At 65.0% G+C, this 15,975-nt stretch carries 18 protein-coding genes; 12 read left to right on the top strand and 6 right to left on the bottom strand.

Annotated features, from left to right (window positions below; genetic code table 11):
* Positions 1-6 precede the first annotated feature (6 nt).
* Together BCV67_RS12070 and BCV67_RS12065 are read left to right on the top strand one after the other, a co-directional pair.
* A complete protein-coding gene (locus tag BCV67_RS12070) occupies positions 7-903 on the top strand; it encodes an STM4011 family radical SAM protein (protein WP_062169679.1) in 897 nt (298 codons plus the stop codon).
* 251 nt (positions 904-1,154) lie between these two features.
* Positions 1,155-2,615, top strand: coding sequence for an arylsulfatase (locus BCV67_RS12065; protein WP_082746634.1), 1,461 nt, complete (start codon positions 1,155-1,157; stop codon positions 2,613-2,615).
* A 154-nt stretch (positions 2,616-2,769) separates the two neighbouring features.
* Here the strand turns inward: BCV67_RS12065 and BCV67_RS12060 are convergent, their stop codons facing one another.
* The 4 genes from BCV67_RS12060 to BCV67_RS12045 form a co-directional block, all read right to left on the bottom strand.
* On the bottom strand, positions 2,770-3,747 hold the full coding sequence (locus BCV67_RS12060) for a zinc-binding dehydrogenase (protein WP_062169681.1): 978 nt from the start codon (positions 3,745-3,747) through the stop codon (positions 2,770-2,772).
* A 203-nt stretch (positions 3,748-3,950) separates the two neighbouring features.
* Entirely contained in the window at positions 3,951-4,361 is a 411-nt protein-coding gene (locus tag BCV67_RS12055; RefSeq protein WP_062169683.1) for an organic hydroperoxide resistance protein, read from the bottom strand.
* Positions 4,362-4,478: 117 nt separating this feature from the next.
* Positions 4,479-5,165, bottom strand: a complete 687-nt coding sequence (locus BCV67_RS12050) for a type 1 glutamine amidotransferase domain-containing protein (RefSeq protein ID WP_062169685.1) — start codon at positions 5,163-5,165, stop codon at positions 4,479-4,481.
* A gap of 10 nt (positions 5,166-5,175) precedes the next feature.
* Entirely contained in the window at positions 5,176-5,805 is a 630-nt protein-coding gene (locus tag BCV67_RS12045) for a TetR/AcrR family transcriptional regulator (RefSeq protein WP_062169688.1), read from the bottom strand.
* Between the two features lie 533 nt (positions 5,806-6,338).
* Between BCV67_RS12045 and aroQ the strand changes: the two genes are divergently transcribed.
* From aroQ to accC, 4 genes are read left to right on the top strand one after another with little or no spacing between them, the layout of a single operon-like run.
* Positions 6,339-6,785: a type II 3-dehydroquinate dehydratase gene (gene aroQ / locus BCV67_RS12040; RefSeq protein WP_062169690.1), complete on the top strand. Its 447-nt coding sequence runs from the start codon at positions 6,339-6,341 to the stop codon at positions 6,783-6,785.
* A complete protein-coding gene (locus BCV67_RS12035) occupies positions 6,782-7,210 on the top strand; it encodes a lysozyme inhibitor LprI family protein (protein ID WP_062169692.1) in 429 nt (142 codons plus the stop codon). Before aroQ ends, BCV67_RS12035 begins: the two co-directional genes overlap by 4 nt.
* Positions 7,211-7,265: 55 nt before the next feature.
* Complete coding sequence (gene accB / locus BCV67_RS12030; RefSeq protein ID WP_062169694.1) at positions 7,266-7,742, top strand: acetyl-CoA carboxylase biotin carboxyl carrier protein; 477 nt, start codon at positions 7,266-7,268, stop codon at positions 7,740-7,742.
* Between the two features lie 10 nt (positions 7,743-7,752).
* Positions 7,753-9,120 (top strand): acetyl-CoA carboxylase biotin carboxylase subunit, encoded by a 1,368-nt coding sequence (gene accC, locus BCV67_RS12025; RefSeq protein ID WP_062169696.1) that lies wholly within the window; start codon positions 7,753-7,755, stop codon positions 9,118-9,120.
* Positions 9,121-9,328: 208 nt separating this feature from the next.
* Here accC and BCV67_RS12020 read toward each other — a convergent pair whose 3' ends face one another.
* Together BCV67_RS12020 and BCV67_RS12015 are read right to left on the bottom strand one after the other, a co-directional pair.
* Positions 9,329-9,688: a hypothetical protein gene (locus tag BCV67_RS12020; protein WP_062169698.1), complete on the bottom strand. Its 360-nt coding sequence runs from the start codon at positions 9,686-9,688 to the stop codon at positions 9,329-9,331.
* Positions 9,685-10,644 carry a hypothetical protein gene (locus tag BCV67_RS12015; protein ID WP_062169700.1) on the bottom strand — a complete coding sequence of 320 codons (960 nt, stop codon included), beginning with the start codon at positions 10,642-10,644 and terminating at the stop codon, positions 9,685-9,687. The genes BCV67_RS12020 and BCV67_RS12015 overlap by 4 nt, the downstream gene beginning before the upstream one ends.
* Before the next feature lie 145 nt (positions 10,645-10,789).
* Between BCV67_RS12015 and prmA the strand changes: the two genes are divergently transcribed.
* The 6 genes from prmA to BCV67_RS11985 all read left to right on the top strand — a co-directional run bounded on the left by prmA (position 10,790) and on the right by BCV67_RS11985 (position 15,969).
* The gene (prmA, locus tag BCV67_RS12010; protein WP_057627668.1) at positions 10,790-11,704 is read left to right on the top strand and encodes a 50S ribosomal protein L11 methyltransferase; all 915 of its coding nucleotides are present in this window, start codon (positions 10,790-10,792) and stop codon (positions 11,702-11,704) included.
* A 29-nt stretch (positions 11,705-11,733) separates the two neighbouring features.
* Positions 11,734-12,546 carry a DUF3426 domain-containing protein gene (locus BCV67_RS12005; protein ID WP_062171832.1) on the top strand — a complete coding sequence of 271 codons (813 nt, stop codon included), beginning with the start codon at positions 11,734-11,736 and terminating at the stop codon, positions 12,544-12,546.
* Positions 12,547-12,644: 98 nt separating this feature from the next.
* Entirely contained in the window at positions 12,645-12,917 is a 273-nt protein-coding gene (fis, locus tag BCV67_RS12000; protein WP_057626401.1) for a DNA-binding transcriptional regulator Fis, read from the top strand.
* A gap of 208 nt (positions 12,918-13,125) precedes the next feature.
* Positions 13,126-14,709 carry a bifunctional phosphoribosylaminoimidazolecarboxamide formyltransferase/IMP cyclohydrolase gene (purH, locus tag BCV67_RS11995; protein ID WP_062169702.1) on the top strand — a complete coding sequence of 528 codons (1,584 nt, stop codon included), beginning with the start codon at positions 13,126-13,128 and terminating at the stop codon, positions 14,707-14,709.
* A gap of 22 nt (positions 14,710-14,731) precedes the next feature.
* Positions 14,732-15,559 (top strand): hypothetical protein, encoded by an 828-nt coding sequence (locus BCV67_RS11990; RefSeq protein ID WP_062169704.1) that lies wholly within the window; start codon positions 14,732-14,734, stop codon positions 15,557-15,559.
* Positions 15,559-15,969: a hypothetical protein gene (locus BCV67_RS11985; protein WP_062169706.1), complete on the top strand. Its 411-nt coding sequence runs from the start codon at positions 15,559-15,561 to the stop codon at positions 15,967-15,969. Before BCV67_RS11990 ends, BCV67_RS11985 begins: the two co-directional genes overlap by 1 nt.
* Positions 15,970-15,975: the final 6 nt, after the last annotated feature.

Below are 15,975 nucleotides of genomic sequence, written 5' to 3'. Positions count from 1 at the left end.
CCACGCATGCATCTTTCCATCCTCTATCGCGGCCGGCTCAGCAGTTGCAACTACGACTGCCCATACTGCCCCTTCGCCAAGACCTACGATACCCGCGCCGCGCTGCGCCGCGATGCCGAGGACCTGACGCGCTTCGTCGAATGGGCGGGCCAGCAGACGATGGAACTGTCGGTGCTGTTTACGCCGTGGGGCGAGGGATTGGTGCGCCGCCACTACCGCGATGCGATGGTGCAGCTCAGCCATATGCCGCATGTCCGCCGCGTGGTTATCCAGACCAACCTGTGCATCGGCACGCGCTGGCTGGACGAGGTCAATCTCGACAGCTTCGCGCTGTGGTGCACGTATCACCCGGGGCAGGTAAGCCGCGCTGCCTTCCTGGCCCGCTGCCGCGAACTGGATCGGCGCGGCGTGCGTTATACGGTTGGCATGGTGGCAATGCGCGAGCATCTGGAAGAGATCCAGCTGCTGCGTGCCGAACTGGCCGACAACGTGCCGCTGTGGATCAACGCCTACGACGAACGCCCTGCCGGTTACTACAGCGAGGCGGAAATCCAACAGCTGCAGCACGTGGACCCGCACTTCCTGTTCAACCTCGAACCCTCGGCCAGTCTGGGCGCGCCCTGCTTCACCGGCGAGAACGTGATATCGGTGGACGGTGATGGCAACGTCAAACGCTGCCACTTTGTCGCCACGCCGCTGGGCAATCTGTATGACGGCAGCTTCGCCGGCCAGCTGCGCGCACGGGCCTGCCCGAACCAGCGTTGCGACTGCTATATCGGCTATGCGCACCGCAAGGATCTGCCGTTCCAACAGGACTATCCGGCCGGGGTGCTGGAGCGCTTTCGCGATACGCGAGGCGAAGGCATGACGGGGACAGCTTTCAAAATCGGAAGGTCGCTCTGAACCAGGGCTGGCACCGCCAAGGCAGCCAGTAGAAATACTGCAGGCGGGTGGCTTTCATTACTTAGATCCGCCGCAGCGGAACTTCATAAACTGTGCTGGATCGCCGCAGGCCGTTGATACCGCCCGTGTGCGCAGCGCGTGCTTGTGGGCTGCGCAATGCCGGTCATGGTGGCGCGCACTGCCCTTCGAGGTGAACCATGCTTACCGAACCGAGCACTGCAATCCGCACGCATTGGAACGGGCCCTCCGTCATGCGCCGTGTCCTTGCGTCCAGCCTTGCGCTGGCCTTGCCGCTATACGCCGGCGTGGCGCAGGCAGCCAGCAGTGCAAAGCCCAATATCGTCTTCATCCTTACCGACAATCTTGGCTACGGCGAGCTGGGCGTGTATGGCGGCGGCATTCTGCGTGGTGCGCCCACGCCACGGATTGATGCACTGGCCAGCCAGGGCATGCGGCTGCTGAATTTCAATGTTGAAGCCCAGTGTTCGCCTAGCCGTTCGGCCTTGATGACCGGGCGCTTCTCGATGCGCTCAGGCACCTATGCGGTGCCCGTGGGTGGGCAGACCGATGGCTTGACGCTATGGGAAATCACGATTGCCGAGCTGCTGTCCGGGCAAGGCTACCGCACCGGCATGTGGGGCAAGTGGCATCTGGGCAGCGCGGAAGCGCGGCTGCCCACCGGCCAGGGATTTGACGAGTGGTACGGCATTCCGCGCACCTATGACGAGGCCATGTGGCCGGCGCAGAACCAAAGCAACAGCATGTGGCCGTCATTTGGCAACAAGCAAGGCTGGAACGCCGATGTCGTCGCGCCGGAGCCGATCTACGAGGCCCGCAAGGGCGAGAAACCACGCCAGGTGGGCACGCTGAACCTGCAGGCGCGGCTGACGATGGAGGCCGGGATCACCGATCACGCAGTGGCCTTCATCCAGAAAAACGCACGCGAAGGCACGCCCTTCTTCGCCTATGTATCGTCGTCGATGGTACATATGCCGGTGTTGCCCAATCCGGAGTTCGCCGGCAAGACAGGCAATGGTGACTGGGCCGACTGCCTGGCCGAGATGGACGCGCGCACCGGCCAGATTCTCGATGCCATTCATGACGCAGGTATCGAGGACAACACCATCGTTATTTTTGCCAGTGATAACGGCCCCGAGGCGACCGACCCCTGGCAAGGCGACAGCGGTCCTTGGCGCGGCACGTACTTCACCGCAACCGAAGCCTCGTTGCGCGCACCCTTCATCATCCGCTGGCCGGGCAGAATCCCGGCAGGCACGGTCAGCAATGACATCGTGCATATCGTCGACATGTATCCGACCCTGGCCGATGTTGCCGGCGCCAAGGTGCCCACCGACCGTGCGATTGATGGGGTCAACCAGCTGGCGTTCTTCGAGGGCAAGCAACCGCATTCCAATCGTGAGGGCTTTCCGGCTTACGTCGCTGATCGGCTTTCAGCGGTGAAGTGGCACGACTGGAAGATGCATTTCATCTGGCAGGAAAACATGTATGACGCGCCCATCACCTTGGCCGAGCCAAAGATCATCAACCTGCTTACCGACCTTAAGGAAGAACGCGATGTCGGCGTCAAGGCCTCGTGGCTGGCCACGCCGATGATGAAGATTGTCTACGACTGGGAGGCGAGCCTGAAGAAATATCCTCCCATCAAGATGGGCACGCCAGATCCTTATACGCCGGCAGCGTCCAGGCACTGAGTTCGCCTGCGCCTACGGATGACGACCTTGTTGCAGTGCCGGCTGCATTCACGCAGGCGACGTGCGTCCGTGTTTTCCCCGCTTGCTGAAACGCCGGGGGCCCGCACGCATGGCGGCGAGGCCCTGGCAATCGCGAACCTGCAACGCCATCCACTCAGGGACGCAGCAACACCTTGCCCTTGCGCCCCGGCAACAAGCTCGCCGTCACCGCCTCGGCGACATCACCCAGTTCATAGACCGCCTGCACCGGCAGTTTAAGCTCGCCACTCAGCACACGCTGCAGCAGCTCGCCGACCAGTCGACGCTTGTTCTCCACCGACATCTGCTGGCTCACCTTGCTGCCCCAGAAGCCCTTGACCGTGGCCTGCTTGAAGATCAGGTCGCCTGAGGGAATCTGCATCGCTTCGCCGGCCATGGTGCCGAACGAGACCAGCGTGCCGTTGTCGCCGAGCAGTGAGACCAGATCCGCGCTGGCCTGGCCGCCGATGGAATCGACTGCTGCGTGTGCGAGCTTGGCGCCAAGCAATGCCTGCGCGCGCGACTTCCAATCCGGCTGTGTCGTCGACAGAACATTGTTGATGCCGAGCGCCTTGAGTTCATCGACGCCCGCATCGCGACGCACCAGGCCCAGCACGTTTATGCCGCGCGCGGCAGCGAGCATGGCCAGGGTCTTGCCGACCGCACCGTTGGCGGTGTTCTGCACGATCCATTGGCCCGGTTCGGCCTGCAGGAATTCCAGCAGCATCAGCGCGCTCAATGGCATGGCGATCAACTGCGCGGCGGCTTCGTCGACGATGCCGTCCGGTACTGGAATGACCATGCGTGCGGGGGCGATGAAATATTCGGCCCAGGTGCCGTGCACCGATGCGGCCATGACGCGCTGGCCGATGGTGATGCCCTGCACGCCTTCGCCCAATGCATCAACGAAGCCTACTGCTTCACTGCCACCGATGGCGGGCAGCGTAGGCTTGTAGCCGTACTTGCCGCGCACGGTCCACAGGTCGTGATTGTGGATGGGCGCGAGCAGGGTCTTGATCCGTACTTCGCCCACGCCTGGCTGCGGGAGGGGGCTGTCGCCGAGTGCGAGTACTTCGGCCGGCTCACCGAAGGTGGTGTGGATGGCGCTGCGCATGTTTGTCTCCTGTTGCTGGAGGAATGGCCGTAGTCAGAGTTCTGGCATCAGCTTCGTTTTTGTGGGAGCGGCGTGAGCCGCGAAGCAAGCACATCATCAGATGGCACAGATGCCATTCGTGTAAGCAACGCCAGCTTCGCGGCTCACGCCGCTCCTACAAGTGTTTGTCAGCGCCATGCACTGACTCGGCGTTTATTCGTGAATCAGACCGCGCTTACGTGCAGGCGCACATCGACGTTGCCGCGGGTGGCGTTGGAGTACGGGCAGATCTTGTGTGCGGCTTCGACCAGACGCTGGGCGTCGACCTGCGGCAGGCCTTTCACTTCAACGTGCAGGTCGATGTCCAACGCGTAGCCGCCTTCAGCCGTCTGGCCGATGCCGACTTCCACCGAGGTGGCGGTGCCCGCCGGCTGCAACTGCAACTGCTTGGCCGCTACCGGCAAGGCGTTGTCGAAGCAGGCGGCATAGCCCAGCGCGAACAACTGCTCGGGGTTGGTGCCGGCCTTGTTGGAACCCGGCAGTGCCAGATCGAAGCCGAGGCTGCCGTCGTCCAACGCGGTGTGGCCGGCGCGGCCACCGGTGGCGGTGGCGCGGGTTTTGTAGAAGATCTTCATTGCCGATTCCTTGTGGGGTGCGTTGAGGGTGCTTTGGTGGAACGCGGATTTGCAGATTTTTCTTGATGGCTCATTTCCCGGGTGCGCTTTGCTTACCCGGGCTACTGGTCATGCGGCTCAGGCGAGTTGGGCGAGTTGGGCGAGCAGGGCCTTGGCCACGGCTTCGGAGCTGGCCGGATTCTGGCCGGTGACCAGGTGGCCGTCGCTAAGCACATAGGGCTGCCAGTCCGGGCCCTTGCTGTAGTTGCCGCCGAGACGAGCGAACTCGTCTTCGATCAGGAACGGCACCACGGCGGTCAGGCCGACGGCCTCTTCTTCACTATTGGAAAAACCAGTGACCTTGCGGCCGGCAACCAGCGGCTTGCCGTCGGCAGTGCGTGCGGCAATCAAGGCGCCAGGCGCGTGGCAGACCAGGCCGAGCGGCTTGTTGGCGCGGTCGAAGGTTTCGATCAGGGCGATGGAGTCGGCATCGCGGGCCAGATCCCAGAGCGGGCCATGGCCGCCGGGGTAGAACACCGCGTCGAACTTGGCAGCGTCGATCTGCTTCAGCGGGAGCGTAGTGGCAAGTTGCTGCTGGGCGTCGCCGTCGCTGCGGAAGCGGTCGGTGGCCGGGGTCTGTGCATCGGGCTCATCGCTGCGCGGGTCCAGTGGCGGTTGGCCGCCGGCTGGCGATGCCAGGGTGATGTTGGCGCCGGCGTCCTTGAACACGTAATACGGTGCGGCGAATTCTTCCAGCCAGAAGCCAGTCTTGTGCCCGGTGTCGCCGAGCTGGTCGTGCGAGGTCAGTACGAACAGAACTTTCATGGCAGTACCTTCAGTGGGCGGGGGAAGCAGCTGCGACGGTGTTGTCGCAGGTCAGCAGGTGTTCGGTGGCCTCGTGGGCCTGTTGCAGTGGCAGGCGGTCCTGGCTGAGCTTGGACAGCAGGGCCGCGCCCAGCCACATCTGGTACAGCACGCGGGCAACCTGCAGGGCGGGCTTGCCCTTGGGCAGCGAGCCGTCGGCGCGGCCTTCTTCGACCAGGGCGGCAATGCGTTGCAGCAGGCGCTGCACACCCTGGTCGAGCACGCGGCGCATGTCTTCGGAAAGGTCGGACACCTCGGCGGCCAGCTTCACCACCAGGCATTCCTCGGCCCAACCCTGCGCTGGATCGGCCGGGTCGCGCGCCCAAGCCTCCCAATAACGCATCAAGCGCTGTCGGCCATTGCCGGGGTCGGCCAGCAGTTCATCCAGCTTGCGCCCGTAGCCGTCTACGTACTGTTGCAGCAACTCGCAGCCGAAGACTTCCTTGGACGCGAAGTAGTGATAGAAGGAGCCCTTGGGAACGGCGCACGCCTTGAGGATTTCCTGCAGACCGAGCGCGGCGAAGCCCTTCTGCAGGACCAGCCGGTAGCCGGTGTCCAGAATGTGCTGACGGGTGGCCTGGGCTTTGGGGGAGAGGTTCATGGGGCGGATGCTACTCCGAATAGACCGGTCGTCTATTAACAGGTGATTACCGGGAGAAGAAAGCAGGAGCCTGCTATCCCTTCTCCCGTTGACGGGACTGCAGCCCCCTTCTTGTGGGGGAAGGTGCCCCGAAGGGGCGGATGAGGGGGCTTTGGCTGTTGCTTTGGCTTCATCGTTTGAAGCCAGGTGCGGATAGCTTTCTGGAAATCCAGGATGGCTGCTTCGTTCTGCCCTCTCCCCAACCCCTCTCCCGAAAGGGAGAGGGGCTTTGGTCGTCGCGGTTTGCCGGAGAAAGCCCAAGTTCGCTCATTTCCTCGCAAATTCTGCGCATCGTGCGGGGAGCGGCTTCCGGCCCTGCAGGGGAAGTTGCGCACGGCGGTTACCCCCAGGCAACGCGGACGCACCGCCCTACAAGCCACTCCAGCATCATCGCAAAATTCAAACAATCGATTAAAACACGGCTAATTTCGTCGAACTGGACAGTATTCCCGGCTTCCCTCACACTGCCGCCCTTCCCCGCCGACCCTTGGCACATGGCAAAACTGCTGGTCCTTCACGGCCCCAACCTCAACCTGCTGGGCACCCGCGAGCCCGACGTCTACGGCCACACCACGTTGGCCCAGATCGACGCTGCGCTGTCGGCGCAGGCACAGGCACAGGGGCACCAGAGCGAACACCTGCAGTCCAACGCCGAGCATGTGCTGGTGGACCGGGTGCAGGCCGCGCGCGCCGATGGAACCGCTTTCATCCTGATCAACCCCGCCGCCTTCACCCATACCTCGGTGGCCCTGCGCGATGCGCTGGCCGGGGTGGCGATTCCGTTCATCGAGATCCACCTGTCCAACCCGCACGCGCGCGAGCCGTTCCGCCAACACAGCTACCTGAGTGACAAAGCCGTCGGCGTGATCTGCGGCTTTGGCGCCGACAGCTACCGCTATGCGATGGATGCGGCGCTGGCTCGCGTTGGGGTAAGCGCGTGAAAGCGCTGCCGCGGTTGCTGTCGGGACTGGCTGTGGTGTGCCTGCCGCTGGCCGCTGCCCATGCACAGAACCTGGATCGCGACGCCGAAGGCATCGACTGCGCGAATGTGACCAGCACGATGGAAAGCGACCTGTGCGCCTCCGACCGTGCTACCGATGCCGATGCGCTGTTGAACGCCACCTACAAGCAGGCCCGCCACCAGCTGCAGCAACAGGCCGCAGATGGCAGCTGCACGCACTGCGCCGAGGCCGAGCAGCAGCTGATCGCAGCGCAACGCGCCTGGATCCAGCTGCGCGACAAGGACTGCGACGCGATCTACGCCTTCAATGCCGACGGCACATCGCGCAATGGTGCGCAGATGCGCTGTCTTACCACCCACGCGCAGGACCGTACGCGGCAGCTGCGCGATTTCTACGAACTTTGACCCGGGCGCCCCGCGCCTTCTCCTTACCGACTTACTGCAACCCAAAGAGGCCCTCATGGATCTGCGCAAAATCAAGAAGCTCATCGACCTGCTGGAAGAGTCGAACCTGGCCGAAATCGAGATCAAGGAAGGCGAAGAATCCGTACGCCTGTCGCGCAACCCGGTAGGCACCTATGTCCCGGCGCCGGCACCGGTGTATGCCGCCCCGGCCGCAGCGGCTGCCCCGGCCATGCCGATGAGCGGCCCGACCGAAGCCTCCACCGGCGGCACCGCCAAGGCCGGCAATGCCCTGCCGGAAGGCCACGTGCAGCGCGCGCCGATGGTCGGCACCTTCTACTCCTCGTCCTCGCCGGACAAGCCGGCCTTCGTCAGCGTCGGCCAGACCATCAAGGCCGGTGAAACCCTGGCCATCATCGAGGCGATGAAGATGTTCAACCCGATCGAGGCCGAAGTATCCGGCACCGTGGTGGCCATCCTCGGTGAGAACGGCAGCCCGGTTGAGTTCGACCAGCCGCTGTTCGTGATTGCCTGAGGCGCCGCCCATGCTGGATAAAGTCGTCATCGCCAACCGGGGTGAAATCGCGCTGCGCATCCTGCGCGCGTGCCATACCCTGGGCATCCGTACGGTTGCGGTGCATTCCACCGTTGACCGCAATCTCAAGCACGTGGCCATGGCCGACGAGTCGGTCTGCATTGGCCCGGCCCCGTCGTCGGAAAGCTACCTCAACATCCCGGCGCTGATCGCGGCGGCCGAGGTCACCGACGCCCAGGCCATCCACCCGGGTTACGGCTTCCTGTCCGAGAACGCCGACTTCGCCGAGCGCGTGGAGCAGTCCGGTTTCATCTTCATCGGCCCGCGTGCGGAAACCATCCGCCTGATGGGCGACAAGGTGGAAGCGATCCGCGCGATGAAGGCCGCCGGCGTGCCGTGCGTGCCCGGCTCGGGCGGCCCGCTGGGTGAAGACATCGTCGCCAACACCAAGATTGCCCGTGAGATCGGCTACCCGGTCATCATCAAGGCATCGGGCGGCGGCGGCGGCCGCGGCATGCGCGTGGTGCATGCCGAAGGTGCGTTGAAGGCCTCCATCGAGACCACCAAATCCGAAGCCAAGGCGGCGTTCGGCAACGGTGAGGTCTACATGGAGAAGTACCTGGAAAATCCGCGTCACGTGGAAATCCAGGTGCTGGCCGACGGCCAGGGCAACGCCATCCACCTGGGTGAGCGCGACTGCTCGATGCAGCGCCGCCACCAGAAGGTGGTGGAAGAAGCACCGGCACCGGGCATCACCCCGGAGCTGCGCGAACAGATCGGCAAGGTCTGCGTGGAAGCCTGCGTGCGCATCGGCTACCGCGGCGCCGGTACCTTCGAGTTCCTGTTCGAAGACGGCAAGTTCTACTTCATCGAAATGAACACCCGCGTGCAGGTGGAACATCCGGTGACCGAGATGGTGACCGGTATCGATCTGGTGGCCGAGCAGCTGCGCATCGCCTCCGGCCAGAAGCTGACCATCAAGCAGAGCGACGTGGTGCTGCATGGCCACGCCATCGAATGCCGCATCAACGCCGAGGACGCGGAAACCTTCATTCCGAGCCCCGGCCTGATCACCGGTTTCTATCCGCCGGGCGGCCCTGGCGTGCGTGTGGATACGCACATCTATGCCGGCTACAAGGTGCCGCCGAACTACGACTCGATGATCGGCAAGCTGATCGTGCACGGCCCGGACCGCGAAACCGCCATTGCCCGCATGCGGGTGGCGCTGAGCGAGATGGTGGTGGACGGCATCAAGACCAACGTCGCCCTGCAGCAGCGCATCATGCGCGACAAGGGCTTCCAGGCCGGTGGGCAGAACATCCACTACCTGGAAAAGCGCCTGGCCGAACGCAAGAACCAGTCGATCGCGCTGACCTGATTGAAGGCGGTTGCCGGGCAATGCCCGGCACCTGCTTTCTGTCTTTTTGTAGTGCCGAGCCATGCTCGGCAGAGGCTCTACCGGTAACGCCCCATGCCGAGCATGGCTCGGCACTACAGGTGACGCTCGGCCGATCATTGCCTGGCATTACACGCAGGCACAAAAAAGGCGGGAATCCCCGCCTTTTTCGTGCCTGATGGAAACCTGCTTACTCGGCTTCCACCACGGTGGCCTTGACCGGCTCGGTGCCCAGTGGCGAGGACGGATCCATCACCGTCACCGTTTCCACAGAGCCATCCGGCCATACGATCTGGAAGCTGCTGCCCGGCTGCAAGGTGTTGAACGGCATGCCACTCTGCGCGCGGTACACTGCGGCCGCCTGGGTCGCGCCGGCACGCCGCAGGTCCGCTTCGGACTTGACGCTGGTCAGCTTGATCTTGGACAGGGCTCGGTAACGGTCTTCGTAGGTGTCTATCAACACCACGCCCACGGCGCCGGCCGAATAGGCCACGAACAGCACCACCCAGATCCAGAACTTCGCCCCATGCATGAAACGTCGGTAGTTCATCGCACACCTCGGCGCGCTTTGCGCAAGCTGCTGACCATCTCGTTCATTTTTTCCATACCCTGCCGCGATACCGCAGCGTCGTAAACAAATGACTCAAAATCCTGTCGGGGATCGCGCGAGCAGATCCCGCCATTGGCGCAATAGGCCACCATCAAGGTGCTGTCCGGGCCGCAGGCCAGCCCCAGCTGGCAGGCGGCAACCTGCCAGGCCAGCTGGCTGAACTGGGTGCCGGCAACCAGGCCGCTGTAGGCCTCATCACCGGCCGCTGCGGTGCCCATTGCACCTGATATGGCCAGGAAGGCTTCCGGGTCCTGCGAGGACTGCACCCGCTCCACCAGCGCACGCCGGTACTCGGGCGCGTCGCTCAAGGGCTCGCCCATCGACAGCAAGGCCGCTTCAGCCGCCAGGTTGCCGGCCTTGGCCGAAGCCAACCGCTGCTGCAGCAGGCGGCCACGGCCCAGCCCATCGGCCGCGCTGAAGCCGGCGCAGCTCTGCCGCACCCTGCCGCGTGCGGCCAGCATCGCTGAAATGGCATCCAGGTCCATGCGCTGCAATGCGGCGCTGTCCAGCGCATAGCCGGACGGGTCCATCGCAAATACGCCACAGTGATCGTAGATGCGGCTGGCAACCCAGCCGGCTTCAGCGTTGCCCGCGTCTGCCGCAGCCTGCAGCTGCTGTGCATAGGCGAACAAATCGGTGCCGGCTTCCAGTGCTGCGCGCAGATCCAGCGGCAGGCCCGCAGCCACCGCAGTGGAGCGCTCGGCCATCAGCGTGGTGGCACCCAGCATCGACGTGGCCACACCGGCGGTGTTCTTGTCACTGGCCGCGGCCACCACAGCGGCTTCCGCATTGCCTGCCTGCAAGCTGCTGCCGCTGCGCGCGCCCAACGCAGCCATCAGCACCGCCGCAGGCAGCACCAACAGGTACCAGGGTTTTCTGGCCAGCAGGGAGAACATGGGCGGCGGTAGCCTGGGAGACAGGTACAGGGCCGGGATTCTAACAAGGCTGAGGGCCGCCTCGGTGAACCCGCCAGCTGAACGCGCAATTGGTGGCCGCCTCGTCTAGGATGCGTCCCCTGTCCCGCCGTTGCCGTACGCCGCCATGCCCTTCCTTGAATTGACCCTGCGCTGCACCGAAGCCACCCAGCCCCGTTACGAGAACGCCCTCGACGACGTCGGCGCGCTGGCGGTGACCATGCTCGACGCCGACGCAGACACCAGCAACGAACGCGCGATCCTGGAACCGGGCGTGGGTGAAACCCCGCTGTGGAACGAGCTGACCCTGACCGCGCTGTTCCCGGCCGACACCAATGCGCTGGCCCTGCTGGCCGCGCTGGAATCTTTCGACCCGGGCCTGGAGTGGACCAACGCCAGCTTCCGCGCGGTGCAGGACGAAGACTGGGAGCGCGCTTGGCTGGACCAGTTCCAGCCCATGCAGTTCGGCCAGCGCACCTGGATCGTGCCGTGGAACCACGAACTGCCCGAGGCCGCGCAGGCAGCCGACGCCGCCATCGTCCGGCTCGACCCGGGCCTGGCCTTCGGCTCGGGCACCCATCCGACCACCGCGCTGTGCCTGCGCTGGCTGGACCAGCTCTCGGCCGAGGGCAAGCTGGCCGGCAACACCGTGCTGGATTTCGGTTGCGGCTCGGGCATCCTCGCGCTGGCCGCACTGAAGCTCGGTGCCGCCGCCGCGGTGGGCGTGGACAACGATCCGCAGGCGCTGATTGCCACCCATGACAACGGCGAGCGCAATGGCGTGCATATCGCCGCCTACCTGCCCGAAGACGAGCCGGTCGCCACCTATCCGGTGGTGGTGGCCAATATCCTGGCTTCGGCCCTGGACGCACTGGCCGAACTGCTGGCCGCACGCGTCGCAGCCGGTGGGCAGATTGCCCTGTCCGGCATCCTGCATGGCCAGGAAGACGAACTACTGCAACGCTACGCGGCATGGTTCGATCAGCTTGAAGCCACCCAGGATGGCGATTGGATGCGCATCACCGGCGTGCGCCGTGCTTGAATGGCGACAGTGCCTCGGCCTGCCCTGCCATGACTGAAAAGACCAAGCCCGCCCGCCCTTCCCTGGCCACCTTCCTGCAAGGTCCAGCCGCTGCCGAACCGCCCGCTGCGCCGCAAGAGGCGCCGGCGCCGGCCGCCGACGCGCAGGCCACCCTGGCGCTTGATCTGCCTGCGCCGAAGGACCTGCCCGACGCGGCCGCGGCGGAAGTGGAGACGCAGACCAGCGCACAGCTCGAAGCCGACAGCATTGCTGGCAGCACCGGCACCACAGTGGAACGCTTCGATGACACCGCCCCGGCAGAAGCCGAGGCGCCGCCGGCCGTGGCCGCCCCCAGCTTCGCCCGCGCCAGCGCCAGGCCCGCGGCAGCCCGTCCCGATACCCCGCGCTGGCAATGGGGAGTGGTGCTGGCACTGGCCCTGCTGCTCGGCCTGCAGATCATCCTGTCCGACCGCGCCAAGCTGGCCGCTGATGCCGGCACCCGGCCGCTGGTCAGTGCGCTGTGCACGGTGCTGCGCTGCACGCTGCCGCCGTGGCACGAGCCCAGCGCGTTCAGCATGCTCAGCCGCGATATCCGCCCGGTGCCCGGGCAGGCCGGTGCGCTGCAGGTGCAAGCCAGTTTCCGCAATGACGCGCGCTGGGCGCAGGCCTGGCCGGCCCTGCGGCTGTCGCTGTCCGATGCCGATGGCCGGGTGATCGGCCGGCGCACCCTGCAGGCCGCCGAATACCTGGGACCCGGCGCCGATCCGCAGGCGCGGCTGGAACCCGGACAGAGCGCGCAGGTGTCATTCCGGCTGCGCGAACCGGCCGCCGCCACCGTCGCCTTCAGCTTTGAATTTCAATAACCACGGGCCAATGGCGTGGCAGGCCGGCGGCCCACGCGCTAGACTCCCTCCCCCACGCCGGGCCAATGCGTCCGACTTTGCTGAATCCGGGAACTTCCTTGAACGCTGCCCCCACCCGTCCTGACACCAGTCGTGGCGCTCCGAAGCCGCCGCTCCGCGAACACGTTGCCCAGTCCGTTCGGCGCTACCTGCGCGACCTGGACGGCTGTGACGCGGACGACGTGTACGAGATCGTGCTGCGCGAGATGGAAATTCCCCTGTTCGTGGAAGTACTGAATCACTGCGAGGGCAACCAGAGCCGCGCCGCCGCGCTGCTGGGCATCCACCGCGCCACCCTGCGCAAGAAGCTGAAGGAATACGGGCTGGCGTAAGCCCCCGCCTCACCTGTAGTGCCGAGCCATGCTCGGCAGAAGCCTTACCGGTGACCCCTGCCGTCGTGCATCGCGGGCAAAGCCCCTTGCATTGCCTGTAAAGCCCTTGCCGAGCACGGTTCGGCACTACAGGAGCAGTTCTGTCCGGCCACGGATGTGACCGCGCGGCTACAATACGGGCCCGCTTCCGCTTCCCCCCTGCCTCCCCATGTCTTCTGATCTGCTGCCCGTACGCCGGGCTCTGCTGTCCGTTTCCGACAAGACCGGCCTGATCGATCTGGCCCGTGCCCTGGCTGCCCGCAACGTCGAGCTGCTGTCCACCGGCGGCACCGCCAAGGCGATCCGCGAGGCCGGCCTGCCGGTCAAGGACGTGTCCGATGTCACCGGCTTCCCGGAGATGATGGACGGCCGGGTCAAGACCCTGCACCCGATGGTCCACGGCGGCCTGCTCGGCCGCGCCGGCACCGATGATGCGGTGATGGCCGAACACGGCATCGCCGCGATCGATCTGCTGGTACTGAACCTGTATCCGTTCGAGTCGGTTACCGCCAAGGCCGATTGCAGCCTGGCCGACGCGGTGGAAAACATCGACATCGGTGGCCCGGCGATGCTGCGCAGCGCGGCCAAGAATTTCGCCCGCGTTGCCGTGGCCACCAGCCCGGATCAATACGATGCGCTGCTAGCCGAGCTGGCCAACAACGACGGTCAGTTGTCGGCGGCCAAGCGCTTTGAACTGTCGGTGGCCGCGTTCAACCGCGTCGCCCAGTACGACGCGGCGATCAGCAATTATCTGTCGGCCGTCACCGACACCAGCGCTGCGGTGCCGGTGCGCAATGAATACCCGGCGCAGATGAATTCCTCCTTCATCAAGGTCATGGACCTGCGCTACGGCGAAAACCCGCACCAAAGCGGCGTGTTCTACCGTGACCTGTACCCGGTGCCGGGCACCCTGGCGACCTTCGTGCAGCTGCAGGGCAAGGAACTGAGCTACAACAACCTGGCCGACGCCGATGCCGCATGGGAATGCGTGCGTCAGTTCGATGTGCCGGCCTGCGTCATCGTCAAGCACGCCAATCCCTGCGGTGTGGCCGTGGCTGCCGATGTCGGCGCCGCCTACGAGATGGCTTACAACACCGACCCGACCAGCGCCTTCGGCGGCATCCTCGCCTTCAACCGCACGCTGGACGCGGCCACCGCCAAGGCCATCCTCGACCGCCAGTTCGTCGAAGTATTGATCGCCCCGGACTACGAACCGGCCGCGCTGGACTACGCCACCAAGAAAGCCAATGTGCGCGTGCTGCGCATTCCGGCCGGCGATGCCCGCAACAACTACGACACCAAGCGCATTGGTTCGGGCCTGCTGATCCAGAGCGCCGACAACCGCGGCATGAGCGCCAACGAACTGAAGACCGTCACCCAGCGCGCGCCGACCGCAGCCGAACTGCGTGACCTGCTGTTTGCCTGGCGCGTGGCCAAGTACGTCAAGTCCAACGCGATTGTCTATGCCAAGGACGAGCGCACCATCGGCGTTGGCGCCGGCCAGATGAGCCGCGTCTACTCGGCACGCATCGCCGGCATCAAGGCCGCCGATGCAGGTCTGGTGGTGCCGGGCTCGGTGATGGCATCGGACGCGTTCTTCCCGTTCCGCGATGGCCTGGATGCCGCCGCCGAAGCCGGCATCACCGCGGTGATCCAGCCGGGTGGTTCGATGCGCGACAACGAAGTGATCGCCGCCGCCGACGAACATGGCATCGCCATGGTGTTCACCGGCGTGCGCCACTTCCGTCACTGATTCCGTTACCGAGAGCTGGCACATGGCGACCAGGGTTTTCCCGCGCTTGATTTCCCTGCTCGCCGTCGCCCTGCTGGCTTCGTGCCAGCAGGGCACGCCCGCACAGGACGATGCTCCAGCAGCAAAACCGAAACTCAGCTACGAGGCCGGGGTGATGGCCGTACTGCAGGAACGCTATGGCAGCACCGTGCAGCTGCAGGGGCAATGGACGCAGCAACTGAGTGATGCCGATCTGGGTCAGGCACGTGCGGTGCATCGCGATATCTGCGCCGACCAGAGCATCACCGTACAGAACGGCAACTACCGCATGCTGGCAATCTGCACCAGCTACGACGACGCCAGCCCGATCGAACTGGGCAGCACCGACTTCATCGTGCTGCACCGCGCCGCCGATGACGGCGTCAGCGTTGCCGCCGAACTGCTCGGCCAGGGCAGTGGCACCGGCGGCAAGCCGGGCAGCGTCACCACCTTGCAGATGGGTGCCAACGCCTGGGGTTTCCAGGTCGATGACGAGCTGGTGGTGGTTGGTGCGTTGATGCGCAACCGCGCCTGGTACCTGTTCGACGGCGACAAGACGCTGTCGAACGCGGGCTGGCTGCGCAGCCATCTGGATGATCACAATGCCATTGACTGCAATGCGTCAGGCAACTGTTCGCATGGCCGTCTGGACCTGAACTTCGATGCCGTTCCCGATGAAGGCCAGCCCCAGCTCGCCTACTGGCCGCTGCGCGTGCAGGAAAAAGGCCGCGGCTGTGCTGGCGCGGTCAACAAGAGCCACAGCATCGCCTACGACAGCACCCAGTCGCGCTATCTGATTCCTGCAACCATGCAGCTTGAGGCGTGCAACTGATGCGCAATGTCCTCCTAACGGTGAGCGCCAGCCTTTGCGCCGTGCTGCTTGCCGGTTGCGGCAACTCCGCGCTGCGCGATGCCCAGCACACCGCGCTTGCTACGCTGGGAACGCAACTGCCCGCGCCCTACCGCGACGGCTTGATCACCGACTCCGCACATCGGCATGCGGATGACATCGTGCTGGTGGTGCGCTTCCCCGATGCAAGCGTGGCCATGGCCAAGGCCAAACCCGATGTGTTCGCGGCATTGCGCCGTGATGAGAACCAGGCCATCGCCCAGCTGTGCGCGGAGCCGGCATTGCAGCCGGTATTCGCCGCCGGCGGTGGCGTGCAGCGCCGCTTCGTGGATGCCGATGGTGCAGTGTTCTTCAACGTCGCGCTGAAAGCCTCCGATTGCAGTACCCATTGATGCCCC

This window comes from Stenotrophomonas nitritireducens (genome assembly GCF_001700965.1).
In the GTDB taxonomy this organism is placed as follows: domain Bacteria; phylum Pseudomonadota; class Gammaproteobacteria; order Xanthomonadales; family Xanthomonadaceae; genus Stenotrophomonas; species Stenotrophomonas nitritireducens_A.
This window is presented reverse-complemented; position numbering and strand designations above follow the sequence as displayed.

Coding starts and splice junctions, on each gene's coding strand:
- BCV67_RS12060 (WP_062169681.1), bottom strand. CDS start 3,747: ATGCGCAGCGCCATCCACACCACCTTCGGTGAGCCGGCCGAAGTACTC.
- BCV67_RS12050 (WP_062169685.1), bottom strand. CDS start 5,165: ATGAAAGTTCTGTTCGTACTGACCTCGCACGACCAGCTCGGCGACACC.
- accC (WP_062169696.1), top strand. CDS start 7,753: ATGCTGGATAAAGTCGTCATCGCCAACCGGGGTGAAATCGCGCTGCGC.
- BCV67_RS11990 (WP_062169704.1), top strand. CDS start 14,732: ATGGCGACCAGGGTTTTCCCGCGCTTGATTTCCCTGCTCGCCGTCGCC.
- BCV67_RS12070 (WP_062169679.1), top strand. CDS start 7: ATGCATCTTTCCATCCTCTATCGCGGCCGGCTCAGCAGTTGCAACTAC.
- BCV67_RS12005 (WP_062171832.1), top strand. CDS start 11,734: ATGACTGAAAAGACCAAGCCCGCCCGCCCTTCCCTGGCCACCTTCCTG.
- BCV67_RS12045 (WP_062169688.1), bottom strand. CDS start 5,805: ATGAACCTCTCCCCCAAAGCCCAGGCCACCCGTCAGCACATTCTGGAC.
- prmA (WP_057627668.1), top strand. CDS start 10,790: ATGCCCTTCCTTGAATTGACCCTGCGCTGCACCGAAGCCACCCAGCCC.
- BCV67_RS11985 (WP_062169706.1), top strand. CDS start 15,559: ATGCGCAATGTCCTCCTAACGGTGAGCGCCAGCCTTTGCGCCGTGCTG.
- aroQ (WP_062169690.1), top strand. CDS start 6,339: ATGGCAAAACTGCTGGTCCTTCACGGCCCCAACCTCAACCTGCTGGGC.
- BCV67_RS12055 (WP_062169683.1), bottom strand. CDS start 4,361: ATGAAGATCTTCTACAAAACCCGCGCCACCGCCACCGGTGGCCGCGCC.
- BCV67_RS12020 (WP_062169698.1), bottom strand. CDS start 9,688: ATGAACTACCGACGTTTCATGCATGGGGCGAAGTTCTGGATCTGGGTG.
- purH (WP_062169702.1), top strand. CDS start 13,126: ATGTCTTCTGATCTGCTGCCCGTACGCCGGGCTCTGCTGTCCGTTTCC.
- BCV67_RS12065 (WP_082746634.1), top strand. CDS start 1,155: ATGCGCCGTGTCCTTGCGTCCAGCCTTGCGCTGGCCTTGCCGCTATAC.
- BCV67_RS12015 (WP_062169700.1), bottom strand. CDS start 10,644: ATGTTCTCCCTGCTGGCCAGAAAACCCTGGTACCTGTTGGTGCTGCCT.
- accB (WP_062169694.1), top strand. CDS start 7,266: ATGGATCTGCGCAAAATCAAGAAGCTCATCGACCTGCTGGAAGAGTCG.